Origin of the sequence: Bacillus sp. COPE52 (assembly GCF_003355115.1) — a bacterium.
GTDB classification, from domain to species: domain Bacteria; phylum Bacillota; class Bacilli; order Bacillales; family Bacillaceae_G; genus Bacillus_A; species Bacillus_A toyonensis.
The window spans coordinates 2,139,229-2,156,533 of record NZ_CP031292.1 but is presented as its reverse complement, the minus strand read 5'-3'; the positions used below and the strand labels follow the sequence as shown (position 1 = coordinate 2,156,533).

Genomic DNA, 17,305 nt, shown 5'->3' with positions numbered 1-17,305 from the left:
TTCATTAATTAATTTTTTTATATAAATATACAGTAACTATTCCCCCTCTCGTTCTTCTCTATATTTTGATCATACACATTGAAAATCTCTTTTTTCTTACTCCTTCCTTACAAATTCCTTACGTTCAAAATCACTTCTATATTTCGGTGGTTTTTATTTTAAGAAAACTTAGTTCTATCAACTTGATCGCAATGGAATAGCACCAAATGCCCATCAACTGAAGAAAAGTAAATGCCTCGAAAATGAAAATACTGCACATTTTGCTTGATGGACATAGGGACCGGCTCCTTGGTATAACCTTTTTACCATATAAATATATATTACGTATTATAATTATAAAACCTAAAAAATTTCTTATTTTTCAGAAAAATAAAACAATAAATTAGGATTTATTGTATAATGTTGTAAAAAGATGTCGGAGGGATTTTATGTTACATACAATAACTCAATTCACAATTAAGCTTTCATCAATTCTTTTATCACTCTTACTATTATTAAATTTACCTTATTTATTTATCACTCAACAAGGATTTACCTTTCAACCAATATATTTTTTTAATCAGATCGTTACTATGTTAAAAGAGGTTTTCTCCCCTGAATCATTAGTGGTTATCGGCTCAGACCCGAAATTTGGTAGTTTCAAAAAAACACCATTATTCCCAACTGTTTTAGAACCTTATCTATATTCATTTACTGTATTATTTTTAGCCTTTTTACTTGCGCTCTTTCTATCTTCTAGCATGGCATTTTTTTATTTTTTAGCAAAAGATTATATAAAAAAATGGATAAACCGAATTGTGTTCATATTAGAAGCTGTCCCTGATATGATGATGATGATTTGTTTGCAAATATTTTTCATATGGGTACTTCAGAAATTCGGGGAATCTCCTGTCACCATTATTTCTTTTAATGAAAATCGAGCTTATTTACTCCCTATTTTATCTTTAGCTGTCTTACCTACATTACAAATGTTTCGGATGATGGTGTTATACATAAAAGAAGAACATGGAAAACATTACGTAGAGGTTGCATATGGAAAAGGCCTTTCATCAAGTTATATACTATGCATTCATTTATTCAAAAATATATCTATCCACTTCTTCCATCATTTAAAAACGATTTTTGTTTTCTTACTGTCTAACTTATTCATTTTAGAATTTGTTTTTAATATGCAAGGTATTATTCAATTTTTATTTAATAAGGCGTTTATTTCACCACCAGCTGCATTTATCATACTTGTTATGATTATTTTACCGTTTTATGCCATTTTTCAAATAATCTCATTCATGATGAATAGATGGCAAAATCAATTGAAAGGAGCAACATTATGAAATCTATTTGGAAATCAAAACGCTTTTTAATCGGCTTTACTTATTTATTCATACTTATTTCAGCTAGTTTTATTTATAGTTGGTTCTTTAAAGATAACATCCCAAAACCTCCTCAGTTACTTTACAATGACAATAACGAATTACTTGGAAAGGCCCCCTTTCCACCATCGTTAATACCGCCTTTTGGATCTGATCGTTTTGGAGAGTCTGTTTTCTTACAAATTGTAGAAGGAGCAAAATTCACTATTTTATTAGCCGTGGCAATTAGCTTCTTTCGAATTTTATGCGGAACATGTATAGGAATCCTCTTAAGTTTATACGCTCCAAAACTCAAGAGATTTTTCCAGGCATGCTCAGAAGTTTTTTATTATATTCCAACTCTATTTATCGCATTCATACTCATCACGCCCGTTAATATTGTAATCACATCAAATGCCGATGGGGTAGATCCAAATATTTCATTTACGTTTTATCAAGTACTCGTACTTATTTTCGTCGCTCTGCCTACACTTTCTTTATATATATCCTCAGAGGTGGATGAATTTATGAAACGAGATTACATCTTAAGTTCACAATTACTGGGTGCTAGCCGTTTTCATATTATCAAAAAACACTTACGAGTCTTATTACTTGACCGCTTATTTGTGTTATTCATGGAACATATCGTCCAAACACTCATACTCGTTATCCATTTAGCGTTGCTTAACATTGTAATTGGCGGGATACAAATGCGTGAACTCTATGACGGAGTGCTCAGACCTGTTTCTATATCTAATGATTGGGCAGGCCTTATTGGATTAAATCGTAATGAAATGAATCTTTCATGGTGGATTATTTTTTATACTCTCGCTTCATTCTTTATTACGATTCTATTTATTAAGCTTATGACAATCGGGATTCAAGATGCACTGAAAGCAAGAGATTCGCAAGTTGTAGCAACTCAAAACGTTCCAGATCATAAAAAGTTTGTTAAAAATAAAGATTCTTTTTCGTTTGCAAATAAAGTGAACTTTTAATCATATCTCATCAATCAAGTATGAATTGGCATTGATATTAGTAGAATATAAAGAAGATGATCCCTATTGAATACAGGAATCATCTTTTTTATGCCGTCTAACTTTTTTACATGACCTTTGCTAGACTCATGCTTTTTATATTTAAAATGAATTATTTACAATCACAACTATTCTGTTTAAAATCGATTACCATACGCCCTTGAATTTTACCTTGTTCCATTTCTTCGAATACATTTTGTACTTTATCTAGAGAACACGTTTGAACAACCGGTACTACTTTTCCTTCTGCACCGAACATAAATGCCTCTTCGAGATCCTTACGAGTACCTACTAGAGAGCCAACTACTTCAATTCCGTCTAGTACAAGTCGTGGAATGTTTAAATCCATAGTTTCTACTGGTAACCCTACCGCAACTACTTTACCACAGGCACGTACTGCATCAACCGCTGAGTTGAATGCTACTTTAGAAACGGCTGTTACTACAGCAGCATAAGCACCACCAAACTCATCTTGCACAATCTTATCAGCAGGACCTTGAGAAATTGGATTGATAGTCATATCAGCACCAACCTCTTTTGCTAAGGCTAATTTATCATCATTAATATCTACTGCAATTACCTTTGCACCAAATACGTTTTTAGCATATTGGATAGCTAAGTTACCTAACCCACCACAACCATAGATGACGATAGGTTGACCAGGTTTAATATCTGATACTTTAATAGCTTTATATGTAGTTACGCCTGCACATGTAATTGATGATGCTTGAGCAGGATCTAATCCTTCTGGTACTTTCACTGCATAATCAGCTGTAACGATACATTGTTCAGCCATACCACCATCTACTGAATAACCAGCATTTTTAACTTCACGACAGAATGTCTCTCTACCAGTTACGCAATATTCACAACGTCCACAAGATTGGAACATCCATGCAATACTTACACGGTCACCAACCTTAAGTGAAGTTACATCATCAGCAAGTTTAGTAACAATACCTACACCTTCATGACCAAGGATGCGGCCATCCGTGTTACCAAAATCATGATTCGCAACGTGTAAATCAGTGTGGCAAACCCCACAGTACTCTACATCTACTAACGCTTCACCTGAATGTAACGGACGTAATTCTTTTTCGATAACCTCGATGTTCGCTTTGCTGTTTTTATTAACCACTACTGCTTTCATATGTGATCTCCCCTTTAGTGTTTTAGAGTTTTAATGAGTTCATCTCACAACTACTGTCCTCACTATTTTGACTAATTATTGCGCCAAATTTAAATGTTCAATCATCATTACACGTTCATCATAACATGACATTTCATAAGTAAATTGTGAAATTATGAACAATGTTTGAATTATTGCATAAATCGATTTCTTAACTGAATTAAAGATGAGAGTTTATGAATATAAGTAGGTCACATTTTTCTACAGGAAAATAAATCAACTACATTTAGAGATTATATAATCAAACGATCCACCAATATAAAAAGCTCTTCATTTGAAGAGCTTTTTATATTCGCTTCATCGAAATTGTTTCACGTATACTTTGTAAATTTTGTAGTGTTTCCTCTTGTCGTTGCAACGACAATCCTACATACAAAGTATCTAATAAACTTAGCTGCGCTAAGCGTGATGAACTTGCTTCCGTACGAAATTCTGTTTCACGTGTTGAAGTATAAAGTGTTATATCAGCAAGTTGACTTAGTGCTGATTTCTGATAGCTCGTAATTGCAATAATGCAAGCTCCTCTTGCTTTTGCTACTTCTAACGCTTCCAATAATCCTTTATTACTACCAGAATGAGAAATTGCAATGATTACTGCTTCTTTTGTAAGTAAACCAGCACCCATAATTTGAAAATGAGAATCTGTATGAGCAATACAAGAAATACCCGTTCTCATAAATTTATGATATGCATCCATCGCAATAATTCCAGAGCCACCATTTCCGTAAAACTCAATTCGGTTCGCTTCTTGCAAAGCTCGTACAGCTTTCTCAAGTGCGGTGTCATTTAACAAATGTAATGTATCTTGCAGTCCTGTAATATGCGAATGAAAAACTTTTTTAGCAACTGTTACCATACTATCTTCTGCTGATACTTCTTCATGAATATTTTGCATCGGTGTATGTACAATTTCACGAGCTAATGTAATTTTCAAATCTTGAAACCCTTGCAAACCAAGGTGTTTACATAAGCGGAATATCGTAGCTTCGGAACTATTCGTAACTTCTGCTAATTCAGTAATAGATTTATGTACAACATCTTGTGGATGTTTCAAAATATGTTCGGCAATACTTCGCAATTTCGGTGACAAACCGTTTAACGAAGCCTGAATCTTTCCAATCCCACTTCTTGTTCCAGGCATAGCATATCTTCCCCTTCCATTGTAGCTATATTGTACCTAATTATTGAAAGAAGAAAAACCTTTATTCGGTATCATACTATTATTTATTTGTTCCTATAAATGTTACCTTAACATATGACACACTTATAACTAGTTTCCCCCATACTTCACCGCATATAATGCAGCTTGTGTACGATCATCTACTTCCAATTTAGCTAAAACGTTTGAAACGTGCGTTTTCACAGTTTGTTCTGTAATGTGAAGCTCTGCTGCAATTTCCTTGTTGCTTCTTCCTTTCGCAATTTCGCGAAGTACCTCTTGCTCTCTTTTCGTTAACATTGAAAAAGGATTTTCTATTTCCTTCTTTACTGCGGAACGCCCCATTAATGCAGGTGTTACTTTCGGGTGAAAATTCGCATTTCCTTGATGTACTGCAATAATAGAAGCGACAAGTTGCTCAGGTTGTACTTCTTTTAATTGATAACCATCTGCTCCAGCTTCAAGTGCTGGTATAACATAATCTTGCTCTGAAAAACTACTTAATATAAGTACCTTTATCGTCTCATCGTATTGCTTTAGACGTTTTGTCGCCTCAATTCCATCCATTTTCGGCATCGATACATCCATTAGCACGACATCCGGTTTTTCTTTTTGCACGAAATGTAATGCCTCTTCGCCATTTTCCGCTTCCCCAATAATTTCAAATTCTTCTCTCGTTTTCAAAAAGAATACAAGTCCTCTTCGAACGATATGATGATCCTCAACTAGTAGCAGTTTAATCTTCAACCTTATTCTCCCCTTCAAATCGGCAATTGAATTTCTATTTTTGTACCCTTTTTTAGCTCTGTTGTAATTTGAAACGATCCCTTCATCAACTGAATACGTTCCTTCATACTTTTCAGACCAAGTGCTGATCCCCTTACTTGTTCTTGTATAAATCCTATTCCATTGTCTTCTATGTAAAAATGTAACTGGTTATTTTCTATTTTTAAAAGAACATGTACCTTTTCACACGAAGCATGCTTTTTACAATTATGTAGCGCCTCTTGGCTAATACGCCATAAAACTTCTTCTATTTCATCCCCAATTGAAACCATCCCATCAATTCGAACTTCCACTTGAACTCCTAATAACTTCCCGTAATTTTGAATTGCTTCTGCTAATCCTTTCTCTAATCCTTCAGGTCTTAATTGCCAAATTAATAGCGTCATCTCTTGTAATGCTTCTTGTGATAATTCTCCAATATAACTTAACATCTCTTGCAATTCTCTATCTTGCGTCATATTCAGAGTACCTTTCGCTGTTAACATAATAGAAAATAACAATTGTTTTACTGAATCATGTAAATCACGTGCAAGTCGATTTCTTTCCGCTACCACTACATATTTACGTTCTTTCTCAACTAATTGAATACGTTGTATTGTCGTTCCAATTTGAAATGCAATCGCTTCTAATAACGCTAACTCTTCCTCAGAAAAATGAGTCTTATGAGGTGCAGCCACATTTAATAGACCAAATTTCTCTGATCCGGACCTAAGCGGAATTGTCGCATGATGTGTAACATCTTCTGTTTCACCCCAATTACATTCAATCGCATCTTCTATTCGCTTACATTCAATAATATTTGTCGCTTTTTCTAATCTGCCATTCACAAAACGCTCTACACACCAACAGTCTCCTTCACACATCGGCTTCTTCTCTTGCCACGTAAGAGCTGGTGGTAAGTTTTCGTCTACAAGCATACGGTGCTTTCCACTTTCATCAATAAAAAATATCCACCCTGTTTGTAAATTCATAACTTGTAACAATGTATGTAAAACTTTTTCTAACATGTCCTGTAAATTCGTTGCTTCATTTAGCAATTCCGCAATTTCTTTTAATGCTTCTAAACGATGTATCTCTTTTTCTTCAAAGTTCATTCTCATCACCAACTATCATTATAACATTAAGAAATTTCTAAATTCTACAAATAAAAAGAGCTGAATTCCTTCAGCTCTTTTTATTTATCAATCATTTTTTTATTTTCCCTTTAAATTTTGACCGCGTAATTCTTAAACTGAACAACGCCAAGTAATGAAGTTACTTTTAAACCCTCTAAGACTCATCTACATCTATAAATCAGAATTCTAAATGTAAAGCTTTATTTAATTGTCTGACAAAAATTGTTCTCCACGGATATGCTGCAAACTTTCAGTAGTAACGAACATATTCGCTGCTGGCATTTGCACTTGATGTTTATGGAACATAGCCATTAATGCAAACCTTACTTGTCTAGAAGTTTCAAAATAATCTTCTGGCTTAATTAAACCTGTAATACAAAATTCATATCCAACATATTTAAGGTTAGGATTTAAGTCTGTAACACCAACATATTTAAATGGTTCAACAGCCTCATCCTCTACTCTATACAAACTTTGTTCCAAATTTTCATTGCATATCACACATACGTCTTCTAACAATTCCTTAACTCTTTTAGGGTCTTCCTGATAACTTACCGTGATGCGTTCAATTACTCGCATCCACCCTTTATTAAAATTTTGTATCGTTCTAATCTCTCCATGTGGTATGGTAAGTAGTTTTCCTGACCATTCACGTATTTGCATAAAACGAATACTAATTTCCTCAATAGTTCCTGAATTTGTACCATTAAAAGTAACAAAATCGCCAACGCGAAACTCTTTGTCCGCTAATCTCGCAAAGCCTAATATGACATCTTTTAGCATCTGTTGCGCAGCAAAACCAATGACAACTCCCGCTATCCCTGCACCTGCAATGATACTTTTTATATCTACAAACTGACTAATTAAATAAATGATTAGACTGATGATAATGATATATCTAAAAATAGATCGAATGACACTTTGAATCGTCTGCTCTACCTCTTCATCAAAAAAGCTGGACTTTCTAAAAAACCAATCAATAATGCGATTAATAACAAACGAAATAATGATAAGAACTAAAGCAAATAGTAAAAACCTTAATAGTAAAAACTCCCTTACATAATTAAAAAACTCCTCCGTATACGCTAATATACTCATCTATCCACTTCCTTATTTTTTAAATTTTCATGTAGAGCTAATCTATTATAATTCCTTATTAATTATCTCAAAATTTTCTTTCGTAACTTTTCCCCTGACCTTTCATTTTACTTTCTTAACTATGTATTTGTATCCCTAGTACATCTTCAACAATATAACCCTTTCATTAATCTTTCAACTTCTGATGCCCTTTTCTATTTACTATAAATATACCCTTTTTAATAATCTAAAGGGAGATTACAATAGAAATTTTTATAAACAACTTTGTAATACTTACCTCATTTAAAGGAATACATTCACATAACACCGAATCATTCATTTGATACTTTTTTCACGGAGGTTACAATTAATGGGGTATATCGAAGAACTAAGAGAAATTGTTGGATCAAGACCACTCAATTTAGCAGGAGTTGCTGTAGCTGTTTTAAATGACCGAGGACAAATATTACTACAACAAAGACGAAATGGCATGTGGGGTGTTCCTGGAGGTTTTGTGGAACTTGGTGAATCCACAGAAGAAGCTGGAAGACGAGAAGTACTTGAAGAAACAGGCATTGAAATTGGTATACTTCAGTTAGTAAGTGTATTTTCAGGTAAAGAGTTTTTTGTGAAATTAGCGAACGGAGATGAATTTTATCCTATAACAATCGCTTACCTTTGCAAAGACATTAAAGGTGGCTTGCTAAAAGCTGACGGAGTTGAATCATTACATGTACAATTTTTTGATTTAAATGGGCTACCAGAAAACATTAGCCCGTTCATAAAAAAACTAATTGAGCAAAATGTCGTCTCAATTTAAACGTAAAAAGAGGCCTTTTCAAAGGCCTCTTTTTCACTTCACTTCTGCATGTAAACAAGATTTAAAATGTCCAAGTGCATATTCATGTCCTTGCGCATTAAAAGATGCAACTGCCTTTTCATATACAACAATTTTAAATCCTTTATTATAAGCATCTACTGCTGTATGAAGAACACAAATATCAGTGCACACCCCTACAAGATGAACTTCTTCTATTCCTCGTTCTCTCAACTTCATCTCTAGATCTGTTCCAGCAAATGCACTGTATCGCGTTTTATCCATATAATATACATTCGCATCATTTTTATATTTTTCGTATACATCTTGTAATTCACCGAATAAGTCTCTTCCATTTGTACCTGCTATATTATGAGGAGGGAACAACTTTACTTCTGGATGATATTCATCATTTTCTTCATGTTTGTCGATTGCAAACACTACATAATCTCCATTTTCAATATATTGCTTCGTTATATGTACAAGTTCCTTCTCAATTTCTTGACCTGGTTTCCCGCAAGTTAAAGCACCTTTTTCAGCTACAAAATCATATGTATAATCGATATTAATAAGAGCTCGTTTCATAACTACTATCTCTCCTTCTCCTGTTTCACAATAAACAATAGAAAATTTGTTATTACGACATCGTATGTACTATTCGACATTTCAAATGAAATACCTACATTTTTCTTGCAAAACTTAACTTAATCTAAGTTTATCATAAAACAGATATACTATGACAAAACATACTGTTCCTATTAGCATGTCATGGATATGATAATTGAGCGTAACTTCAACCACCTCGTGTAAAGTAAACCAGATTATCGAAATTATCATACTAAGCAAGATAATACGAACAAATCGCTGCACACCTTCAACCTCTTTCTCTTTCTTAGTAATAAAGAGTAATTTCTTACTATTCATACGTACTAGAAAGTGAAACAAATCATTCTCAATAACCCATTTATATCCAAATTAAAAAGTACACTACTACTTTAAGTAATGTACTTTTTATCCATAATTAAGATGCTGGCTTCGTTTCAAACGTCGCTTGATTAAAGCTAATGACTTTTCCTTTTGGGTCATTATTTTCAAACTGAGCTGCAGTAATCGTATGACTACCTGTCTCAAGTGTCTTTTCTTTTAATTGTACTGTTGTCTGTGTTGTACTAGTTACTTGATGTTTATCAGCAAATATTTGATCTACAAATACGAATGTTTCTTTATCGTTTTGAAAATTAGAAAGTTCTAATTCAACTTGCTGAATTAAAGTATCTTTTTTAATAAATACAGTCGGTGTATTGCCGTTTTCAGAAGTACCATCTGGTGTAATGACTTTTACTATCCCTTCTCCAATTGGAACTGCCCCTTCAGGAAATACAACCATACTCTCCTCACTCGCATTTACAACTTGTTCTTTCTGATTTGACTGTGCATCCTCTTTTTCCTTTGGAGCACCACAACCTACTAATAACAATACAGACAATCCAGCGATTATGAATTTTTTCAAAATTCATCCCCCCTGTAATTTCATTATAATTTATTATACAAAAATAACTTTGTAATTTTAAAACTTTTTTTAACACTTTCATGAACAAATACTAGTAGCTTGCTCACGATTACTGTACCATACTTTCCTTAATAGAACATTAATTTTTTTAATGAAATAAATAGTAATTTTATCTTATTTATCATTTTAGCCCAACAAATTAATAACATACCTATCCAAAATAAAAAGACATTGTTATTTCAATGTCTTTTCTATATGGTGATTAAAAAATAAACGTTGTAATCTCATCTACTTCTTTTCTTGGAAGTTTCTTCGGTTTATCTTTCGGATAACCGAGTGAAATAACCATATTTATTTGTTTTTCGGTCTCAATTTGGAAATATTGTCTTAGTTCTTTTTGAGCTAACAATACAGGCCCTGTCATTGGACACGTACCAAGACCCTTCGCATGTGCAGCCAGCATTAAGTTTTGCGCCGCTAAACAGCTACTCTTAATTCCTTCCTCTTCCCACACTGCATCCGGAACGAAGGCAATTGGATCAAATATCTTTTCACGAAACTTTGATTCATAAGGTGTTGCCAAACATACGATTAATACTGGTGCCTCAGAGAAAGCTGTTGCATATGGCCCGAAAGAACGTGTAAGTAATTTCCCTGCTTTCTCTTCTCCATTTTCTGCTGCTTTTGCCGCAAGTTTATGTAATGCATCCCAAGTCATTTGTTCAATTTCTTTAATTTTCTCTCGATTCATAATGACTAAGAACTCCCACGTTTGCGAGTTCGTATCACTCGGTGCATAACGAGCGCAATCAATAATTTCTTTTATATCACTAGTAGATACTTCTTGTTCTGTAAACTTTCTAACACTTCTTCTTCCGTGGATTACCTCTTTAAAAGCTTCATAATTCATACATTAAATCCCCTTTTACAGCGTTTTCAAAACCTGTCCTATGTTTGAATTATATCATGAAAAAAAGCTGGGGGAATACCAGCTTTTTTCTTCATTATTAATTTGTCACTTTAAACAAACTAATACTTTCTTCATATGCAGATTGTAGTTTTTTCGTAATTGGTCCTCTTTCACCGCTAGCAAACTGTTCATCGCCAATTTGAACAACCGGGAATATTTCGAGTGGTGTCGCTGTAAAAAAGCACTCATCCGCCTCATATACTTCTTGTAATGAAAATTCTCGTTCTTCTACTTCGATATGTAACTCTTTCGCTAATGTTATAACATAATGGCGAGTAATACCATGCAAAATAAAGTGATCAGCTGGATGTGTAATCAGTTTATCATTTTTTACTATGAAAAAATTAGAATGACATCCCTCTGTTACAACTCCATCTCGCACTAAAATCGCTTCTTGATATCCTTGTTCATTTATTTTATTTTTAATCATGATATTAGGAAGTAGATTTAATGATTTTATATGACAAAATTTCCATCTTATATCCTCCTCTACCGTTACTTTTATACCGACTTCCATCGTAGCGACTGGTCTTGGGAACGAAACAATATTTGCAAAATACGTTGGTTGAAGGTCTTTTTCATATACATGGTTTCTTGCTTGAGCGCCTCTTGATATTTGTAAATATACATTACCATCTTCTTGAAATTGATTTTTTTCAATCATTTGATGTAGCTCTTCTACTAACTCTTCCTTTGTAAATGGTGCAATGAGTTTAATTTCTTCCATTGATTTAAAAAAACGCTCCAAATGTAAATCTAATAAATGTGGCTTCCCATCGTATAGTCTGAATACCTCATATATACCATCACCAAATTGGAAACCTCGCTCTTCTAATGCAACCATCGGCTGTTCTTCCTTTGTATTTACAATTCTCCCATTAAACAAAATCCAATCTTTATGAGTAGCTTTCATTCCTTCCCACTCCTTTATTACGTGATTGATTTTATTGTACAACTTAAAACGACTGAAAAAAAGGAATTTTCTGTATTTGCATAAATAAAAAATGCATCACCTATTTAAAGTGATGCACTCAGCCATTCATTTATCCCGCTATTGACGGGCTGTAAAACTCCCACCTCAAGGTTAGGTGGGAGATAACGGCCTGTAATTGCCTGATTGGTTCAACTTTATTTCAGAAAATATTTTTCAATATCATCTAGCATTAAGTTTGCTGCTTTAATACCGCCTGCTGTATTCCAAATTACTTCATCTACTTGGAATACTTTATTATTTTTAGAGGCTTGTAGCTGCTTAAAGAGTGGGTCTTCTGTCCATTCTTTTGCTAACGTGTTTCCTTCATTATTCTTATCGCCATCTTTATCAGATGTGAAATAGAATAAGTAGTCCCCGTCCATATTTGGAATTTGTTCTTTTGTAATTCCTTTTATCGCAAATTCATCTTTATCTTGTAATGGTGGTCGTTTAAATCCAATATCGTTTAAAACAACACCTGAGAATGAGTTCTTTTGATATATACGAACATCACCTGGAACGAAGCGAATAATAGAAACTTTAGAGTCTAATTTATCTCCTAGCTTCTCTTTCATTCCTTCAATACGCTTTTTATAATCTTCAATTGCCTTTTGACCTTCTTTTTCTTTATTTACAGCCTTTGTATAGAGCGTAAAGTTTTCCTTCCAATCTCCACGCAATGTTTCAGCGTATACAGTTGGCGCGATTTCTTTCAATTGTTCATATATTTTTTCATGACGCATTTTATTCCCGATAATTAAATCCGGCTTAAGCTTCATTACTGCCTCTAAATTAATATCGCGCTCAGTTCCTACAACTTTCGTATCTTTTAACTCTTTCGCTAAATGAGGGTACCATTCATCACCTGCACGCGGTTTCGTAGTTCCAACTGGCGTTACTCCCACAGCTAGAAGAGCCTCTGCACCTTCATTTGTTAAAACAACAACTTTTTTAGGTGTACCATTTACTGTTGTTTCCCCCATTGCATGCTTTACAGTATAAGAATCTTTGGCTTTAGCTGATGGATCATTTTCTTTTTTTTCTTCTTTACTACACCCTGCGATTATAACCATAAGTATCATAATGCAGAACATAAACATTTTTTTAGTATGTAACATATGTCCTCCCTAGATGAAATCGATTATCATTAACAACTAAAGGTTAATGTATATTACATACATTGTCAATGTATATCAGAAAACTTTTTTAATATATACTATTTAGATTCTATCCGTTATTCAAATGTTTCTTTTTGAAACTATCTGTATAAGTATGTAAATAATGGCCGTTCTTAAAATGCGTATCTATGTTATATATAGATACGCATTCGTATTACATTATAAATTTATTTCCTAATATTGATTATAGTTAATATATGATGGATCATTATACACCCACTGATTTCCACCAAGGTTCAACCAACTGTTTTGATTAATAAATACTAAATAAGATTCTGGTTTATTTAATTTACGAATTACTGAAGAAGATGTTGATGGACCACTTCTTAAATTCACATTCGTTCCTTGTATATATGCGACACCGATTGCGCTACCATCACTATTGCTCGTCTTTACAAAATTAATGTAAGACGGGTCATAATACACCCACTGTCCGTTACCTAAGTCTAACCATCCGTTACTTTCTTGATATACGACATACGATTCTGGAGAGTTTAATTGGCGAATTACTGAAGAAGATGTTGATGGGCCACTTCTTAAATTTACATTTTTCCCAAGTATATAAGCAACTCCCTTCGTTTGTGGTGTTGGCTGAGGGTTTGGAGGTTGTGTATTTGGAGGATTCGGATTCGGAGCTACTCCAAAAATAGCTGCTATTCCGTTTGCATATGCTTGACATAGATCTTCAATAAATTGTGGATTTTTCAATAAATTTGCATCAAACGTTGTATCAATAAAAGCAGTCTCAGTTAAAATTGCATCCATTGCAGTCTCTCTTAGTACTGCATAATTTGCTTTTTTTGCCCCTCGGTCACGAAGGCCGTATTTTGTTAATACAGGATTGACTGCTGTATGAATTTTTTGTTGCTTTGCATATGCGGAGCTACTGTTAGATAACCCATTATAAATATAACTTTCAAATCCAGTTCCACCGCCACTATTTATATGAAATGAGATAAAGTAATCTGCTCCAAAAGAATTTGCGATATTAGCACGTTCTGATAAAGAGATAAATACATCACTATCACGTGTCATTTTAATAGTAATTTGGTAGTTTGCAGATAAAATGTCTCGCACACGTCTCGCTATTTGAAGTGTTAAGTTTTTTTCTACTAAACCATTACCAACTGCACCAGAATCATATCCACCGTGACCTGCATCTATTACAAGTTTCATATCACTGTCTCGTTCCTTTCTTTCGTGTAATAGGTTTACATTGCTACTCGTCCTATTTTATGTAAAATGTACAAGTTCCGTTACAATTACAAATAAAAAACCACCTTATGTAAGGCGGTTTCTATCATCTTGCTTTAACCAATTTAAAATAAATATATACGATTGATAGTGAATATAACGTATGCAAAATAAAATAAATAAAAGACCCATTCCAACACCGCTGTATAACAAACCGAACTTTAAAAAAATGTTCAAAAGTGGCGGGAAATTAGTAATATTTTGTACTGTAACAAGCATGCAAAACAAAATAAAAAACACAGGTACATATTGTAATTCGTACGGCTTTCTTTTCTTACTAGCTCTTTTCCGAATGAACTTATGGCTTAGTTCTGCCAAAATAAAACATCCTCCAATTAATACAAGACCAGAAGTCATTATCATGTATCCACCTGCCTTATATTTATTTTACCGCATTACTAATCATCGTTATATTTTCTTCACGTATGTTCCATCTTCTTCATTAAAACCAAAGCTCTCTATGAAAGTTTTTGCTTGTTCTGTTAATTCCTTTTGTAACACTTTTATCTCTTTCACACCTCTTTGTTTCACCATCTCTTCAAATGTAAAATACGTATTTGTTCCATATCCGTAACTTTGATAATCAAAATGAATTATAAACTGAGATAAAACTACACTCTCTTCTTGAACACTGTAATCTATTACACCAATATATGTATCATCAACTTTTACGCAATACTGCACCTGTTTCTCACTAACATTATGCGAGCGGAACATTTCTTTAACAACGCTTTCATTTTCTACTGTTACTTTTTCAAACGCAATCATATGTTGTCCATCCTTTTACTATTATTGTATCAATAATACGTTCTATTTATGAAAAAAACCTTAAGACCATATGCGGTCTTAAGGTTTTTCTTATTAAACTAAGCTATACGCACGTTTTGTTTCTTCGTGGAACTTATTCGTATCGTATTTATGCTCAACATAAATTTGGTGCCAAACCATAAACGCAAGTACAGTCCAAATTTTACGGCTATAATCGCCTTTATCTGCACAATGTGCTTCCAGTAAGTTTAATACATACTGTTTGTCGATTAAATGATCTGTTTTACTTTCGTTTATAATATTTATAGCCCAGTCATGCATTTCATCTTTTAACCAGTGACGAATTGGTACCGGGAATCCAAGTTTTTTACGATCTAACACGTGATCTGGAACGATTCCGCGTGCTGCTTCACGTAAAATAGCTTTCGTAGTTCCGTTAGCAATCTTTAATTCAGTTGGAATTTTAGATGCAACATCGAATACTTCTTTATCTAAGAACGGTACACGAAGTTCTAATGAGTTTGCCATTGTCATTTTATCAGCTTTTAATAAAATGTCACCACGTAACCACGTGAACATGTCAATGTACTGCATTTTACTTACATCATCATAATCTTTAATCTCGTTATACAATGGTTTCGTGATATCCATATAGTTAACACTTTCATTGTAGAACTTCATTAATTCCGCTTTCTCTTCTTCACGGAAGATTTTCGCGTTTCCATAGTAGCGCTCCTCAATTGGCGTACATCCACGCTCTAGGAAGCTCTTTCCTTTAAATCCTTCTTTAAGAGCACCGCTTAATGCTTTTAGAACGCTCTTACCTGGGCTAGGAATGTACGAGAACATTTTTAGTGAGTTTGGCTCACGGTAAATGTTATAACCACCAAATAGCTCGTCTGCGCCTTCCCCTGAAAGAACAACTGTTACATGTTTACGTGCTTCTTTTGCAACGAAGTACAATGGTACAGCTGCTGGATCTGCTAAAGGATCATCCATATGCCAAATAATTTTTGGGAACTCATCCATAAATTCTTTCGCTGAAATAAATACGTTATGGTTTTTAACGCCTAATTTCTCAGCAGTTTCTTTCGCAACATCAACTTCACTGAAACCACGTTGTTCAAAACCAACAGAGAACGTTAAAAGGTTCGGATTCATTTCTCTTGCGATAGAAGCGATAATAGATGAATCGATACCACCAGATAAGAATGAACCTACTGGTACATCACTTCGCATATGTACTTTTACTGAATCGTATAATACATCACGAATTGCTTGGATATGCTCTTCTTTCGTTGCGCTTGAAGCATTGAAATAAGGCTTCCAGTAGCGATGGATTTCCATCTCTTTACCGATTTCCTTTACGAAATAATGACCAGGCTCAATTTTATTAACATCAATTGTTAATGTTTCTGGTTCTGGACCATATTGGTACGTAAAGTAATGTTGTAGTGACGTTGGGTTTACCCCTTTGTCTTCCATTACATGCATAATACTTTTCTTCTCAGATGCGAAGAATGTAGTATCACCTTGTTGCGCGATATATAATGGTTTAATACCAAAGTGGTCACGTGCACCGAAAAGTTTCTTTTCTTCACGATCCCAAATCATAAATGCAAACATACCACGAAGATAGTCTACACATTTTTCTTTCATATGTGCATACAATGCAATGATAACTTCTGTATCAGATTGCGTTGCGAACGTCGCACCTTTTTCAAGTAACATTTCACGTAATTCTACATAATTGTAAATTTCACCATTAAAAATAATTACATATCGATCATTTTCATAAGTTAGCGGCTGATGTCCTGCCTCTAAGTCAATGATACTTAAACGGCGGAAGCCAAATTGTACATGTTCATCACGAAAATATCCTTCGTCATCTGGACCGCGGTGGAAAATCATCGTGTTCATATTTTCAAATTGATGTTTTTCTGTTTCTGAAAACTCTCTAGGGTTTTCACATAAACATCCTACAAAACCACACATACTTCTTACCCTCTTTCGGTTTTCATTCTGTTTCTATACTACTATATCAACCCTATTTATACTAGCATAATCAACTCAATATGGCGACCAAAAACTATAAAAAAATCACTCCATTTCACATTTTTAAC

18 protein-coding genes are annotated in these 17,305 nt (G+C 33.9%); 3 read left to right on the top strand and 15 right to left on the bottom strand.

What is annotated here, in order from left to right; genetic code table 11:
- Positions 1 to 428 precede the first annotated feature (428 nt).
- A complete protein-coding gene (locus DPQ31_RS10870; RefSeq protein ID WP_000903311.1) occupies positions 429 to 1,331 on the top strand; it encodes an ABC transporter permease subunit in 903 nt (300 codons plus the stop codon).
- Positions 1,328 to 2,347, top strand: a complete 1,020-nt coding sequence (locus DPQ31_RS10865; protein ID WP_185777112.1) for an ABC transporter permease — start codon at positions 1,328 to 1,330, stop codon at positions 2,345 to 2,347. The genes DPQ31_RS10870 and DPQ31_RS10865 overlap by 4 nt, the downstream gene beginning before the upstream one ends.
- Positions 2,348 to 2,498: 151 nt before the next feature.
- On the opposite strand, the gene adhP is transcribed toward DPQ31_RS10865, so the two are convergent.
- The 5 genes from adhP to DPQ31_RS10840 all read right to left on the bottom strand — a co-directional run bounded on the left by adhP (position 2,499) and on the right by DPQ31_RS10840 (position 7,733).
- Complete coding sequence (gene adhP, locus DPQ31_RS10860) at positions 2,499 to 3,536, bottom strand: alcohol dehydrogenase AdhP (RefSeq protein ID WP_000649126.1); 1,038 nt, start codon at positions 3,534 to 3,536, stop codon at positions 2,499 to 2,501.
- Between the two features lie 325 nt (positions 3,537 to 3,861).
- Positions 3,862 to 4,716, bottom strand: coding sequence for a MurR/RpiR family transcriptional regulator (locus DPQ31_RS10855; protein ID WP_001119636.1), 855 nt, complete (start codon positions 4,714 to 4,716; stop codon positions 3,862 to 3,864).
- Between the two features lie 129 nt (positions 4,717 to 4,845).
- Entirely contained in the window at positions 4,846 to 5,481 is a 636-nt protein-coding gene (casR, locus tag DPQ31_RS10850; RefSeq protein ID WP_000694625.1) for a two-component system response regulator CasR, read from the bottom strand.
- Positions 5,482 to 5,495: 14 nt separating this feature from the next.
- Entirely contained in the window at positions 5,496 to 6,593 is a 1,098-nt protein-coding gene (casK, locus tag DPQ31_RS10845; RefSeq protein ID WP_220553734.1) for a two-component system sensor histidine kinase CasK, read from the bottom strand.
- Between the two features lie 246 nt (positions 6,594 to 6,839).
- Positions 6,840 to 7,733 (bottom strand): mechanosensitive ion channel family protein, encoded by an 894-nt coding sequence (locus DPQ31_RS10840; protein WP_087971288.1) that lies wholly within the window; start codon positions 7,731 to 7,733, stop codon positions 6,840 to 6,842.
- Positions 7,734 to 8,082: 349 nt separating this feature from the next.
- Between DPQ31_RS10840 and DPQ31_RS10835 the strand changes: the two genes are divergently transcribed.
- On the top strand, positions 8,083 to 8,532 hold the full coding sequence (locus DPQ31_RS10835; protein ID WP_087971289.1) for an NUDIX hydrolase: 450 nt from the start codon (positions 8,083 to 8,085) through the stop codon (positions 8,530 to 8,532).
- A 33-nt stretch (positions 8,533 to 8,565) separates the two neighbouring features.
- Here the strand turns inward: DPQ31_RS10835 and DPQ31_RS10830 are convergent, their stop codons facing one another.
- The 10 genes from DPQ31_RS10830 to asnB all read right to left on the bottom strand — a co-directional run bounded on the left by DPQ31_RS10830 (position 8,566) and on the right by asnB (position 17,177).
- Positions 8,566 to 9,114, bottom strand: a complete 549-nt coding sequence (locus tag DPQ31_RS10830) for a cysteine hydrolase family protein (protein WP_000816780.1) — start codon at positions 9,112 to 9,114, stop codon at positions 8,566 to 8,568.
- A 114-nt stretch (positions 9,115 to 9,228) separates the two neighbouring features.
- Positions 9,229 to 9,474, bottom strand: coding sequence for a hypothetical protein (locus DPQ31_RS29300; RefSeq protein WP_087971290.1), 246 nt, complete (start codon positions 9,472 to 9,474; stop codon positions 9,229 to 9,231).
- Between the two features lie 76 nt (positions 9,475 to 9,550).
- Positions 9,551 to 10,039, bottom strand: coding sequence for a putative periplasmic lipoprotein (locus DPQ31_RS10825; protein WP_087971291.1), 489 nt, complete (start codon positions 10,037 to 10,039; stop codon positions 9,551 to 9,553).
- A 262-nt stretch (positions 10,040 to 10,301) separates the two neighbouring features.
- Positions 10,302 to 10,949, bottom strand: a complete 648-nt coding sequence (locus DPQ31_RS10820) for a nitroreductase family protein (RefSeq protein WP_001105130.1) — start codon at positions 10,947 to 10,949, stop codon at positions 10,302 to 10,304.
- Between the two features lie 97 nt (positions 10,950 to 11,046).
- A complete protein-coding gene (dat, locus tag DPQ31_RS10815; protein ID WP_000648376.1) occupies positions 11,047 to 11,922 on the bottom strand; it encodes a D-amino-acid transaminase in 876 nt (291 codons plus the stop codon).
- A gap of 215 nt (positions 11,923 to 12,137) precedes the next feature.
- A complete protein-coding gene (locus tag DPQ31_RS10810) occupies positions 12,138 to 13,100 on the bottom strand; it encodes an ABC transporter substrate-binding protein (RefSeq protein WP_087971293.1) in 963 nt (320 codons plus the stop codon).
- A 234-nt stretch (positions 13,101 to 13,334) separates the two neighbouring features.
- Complete coding sequence (locus DPQ31_RS10805) at positions 13,335 to 14,336, bottom strand: N-acetylmuramoyl-L-alanine amidase (protein ID WP_208731882.1); 1,002 nt, start codon at positions 14,334 to 14,336, stop codon at positions 13,335 to 13,337.
- Between the two features lie 105 nt (positions 14,337 to 14,441).
- Positions 14,442 to 14,771: a hypothetical protein gene (locus DPQ31_RS10800; RefSeq protein ID WP_000200454.1), complete on the bottom strand. Its 330-nt coding sequence runs from the start codon at positions 14,769 to 14,771 to the stop codon at positions 14,442 to 14,444.
- 51 nt (positions 14,772 to 14,822) lie between these two features.
- Positions 14,823 to 15,182, bottom strand: coding sequence for a GNAT family N-acetyltransferase (locus DPQ31_RS10795; RefSeq protein WP_208731881.1), 360 nt, complete (start codon positions 15,180 to 15,182; stop codon positions 14,823 to 14,825).
- Positions 15,183 to 15,275: 93 nt separating this feature from the next.
- Positions 15,276 to 17,177, bottom strand: coding sequence for an asparagine synthase (glutamine-hydrolyzing) (asnB, locus tag DPQ31_RS10790; RefSeq protein WP_000333815.1), 1,902 nt, complete (start codon positions 17,175 to 17,177; stop codon positions 15,276 to 15,278).
- Positions 17,178 to 17,305 lie beyond the last annotated feature (128 nt).

Coding starts and splice junctions, on each gene's coding strand:
- DPQ31_RS10870 (WP_000903311.1), top strand. CDS start 429: ATGTTACATACAATAACTCAATTCACAATTAAGCTTTCATCAATTCTT.
- DPQ31_RS10865 (WP_185777112.1), top strand. CDS start 1,328: ATGAAATCTATTTGGAAATCAAAACGCTTTTTAATCGGCTTTACTTAT.
- adhP (WP_000649126.1), bottom strand. CDS start 3,536: ATGAAAGCAGTAGTGGTTAATAAAAACAGCAAAGCGAACATCGAGGTT.
- DPQ31_RS10855 (WP_001119636.1), bottom strand. CDS start 4,716: ATGCCTGGAACAAGAAGTGGGATTGGAAAGATTCAGGCTTCGTTAAAC.
- DPQ31_RS10840 (WP_087971288.1), bottom strand. CDS start 7,733: ATGAGTATATTAGCGTATACGGAGGAGTTTTTTAATTATGTAAGGGAG.
- DPQ31_RS10835 (WP_087971289.1), top strand. CDS start 8,083: ATGGGGTATATCGAAGAACTAAGAGAAATTGTTGGATCAAGACCACTC.
- DPQ31_RS10830 (WP_000816780.1), bottom strand. CDS start 9,114: ATGAAACGAGCTCTTATTAATATCGATTATACATATGATTTTGTAGCT.
- DPQ31_RS10820 (WP_001105130.1), bottom strand. CDS start 10,949: ATGAATTATGAAGCTTTTAAAGAGGTAATCCACGGAAGAAGAAGTGTT.
- dat (WP_000648376.1), bottom strand. CDS start 11,922: ATGAAAGCTACTCATAAAGATTGGATTTTGTTTAATGGGAGAATTGTA.
- DPQ31_RS10810 (WP_087971293.1), bottom strand. CDS start 13,100: ATGTTACATACTAAAAAAATGTTTATGTTCTGCATTATGATACTTATG.
- DPQ31_RS10805 (WP_208731882.1), bottom strand. CDS start 14,336: ATGAAACTTGTAATAGATGCAGGTCACGGTGGATATGATTCTGGTGCA.
- DPQ31_RS10800 (WP_000200454.1), bottom strand. CDS start 14,771: ATGACTTCTGGTCTTGTATTAATTGGAGGATGTTTTATTTTGGCAGAA.
- DPQ31_RS10795 (WP_208731881.1), bottom strand. CDS start 15,182: ATGATTGCGTTTGAAAAAGTAACAGTAGAAAATGAAAGCGTTGTTAAA.
- asnB (WP_000333815.1), bottom strand. CDS start 17,177: ATGTGTGGTTTTGTAGGATGTTTATGTGAAAACCCTAGAGAGTTTTCA.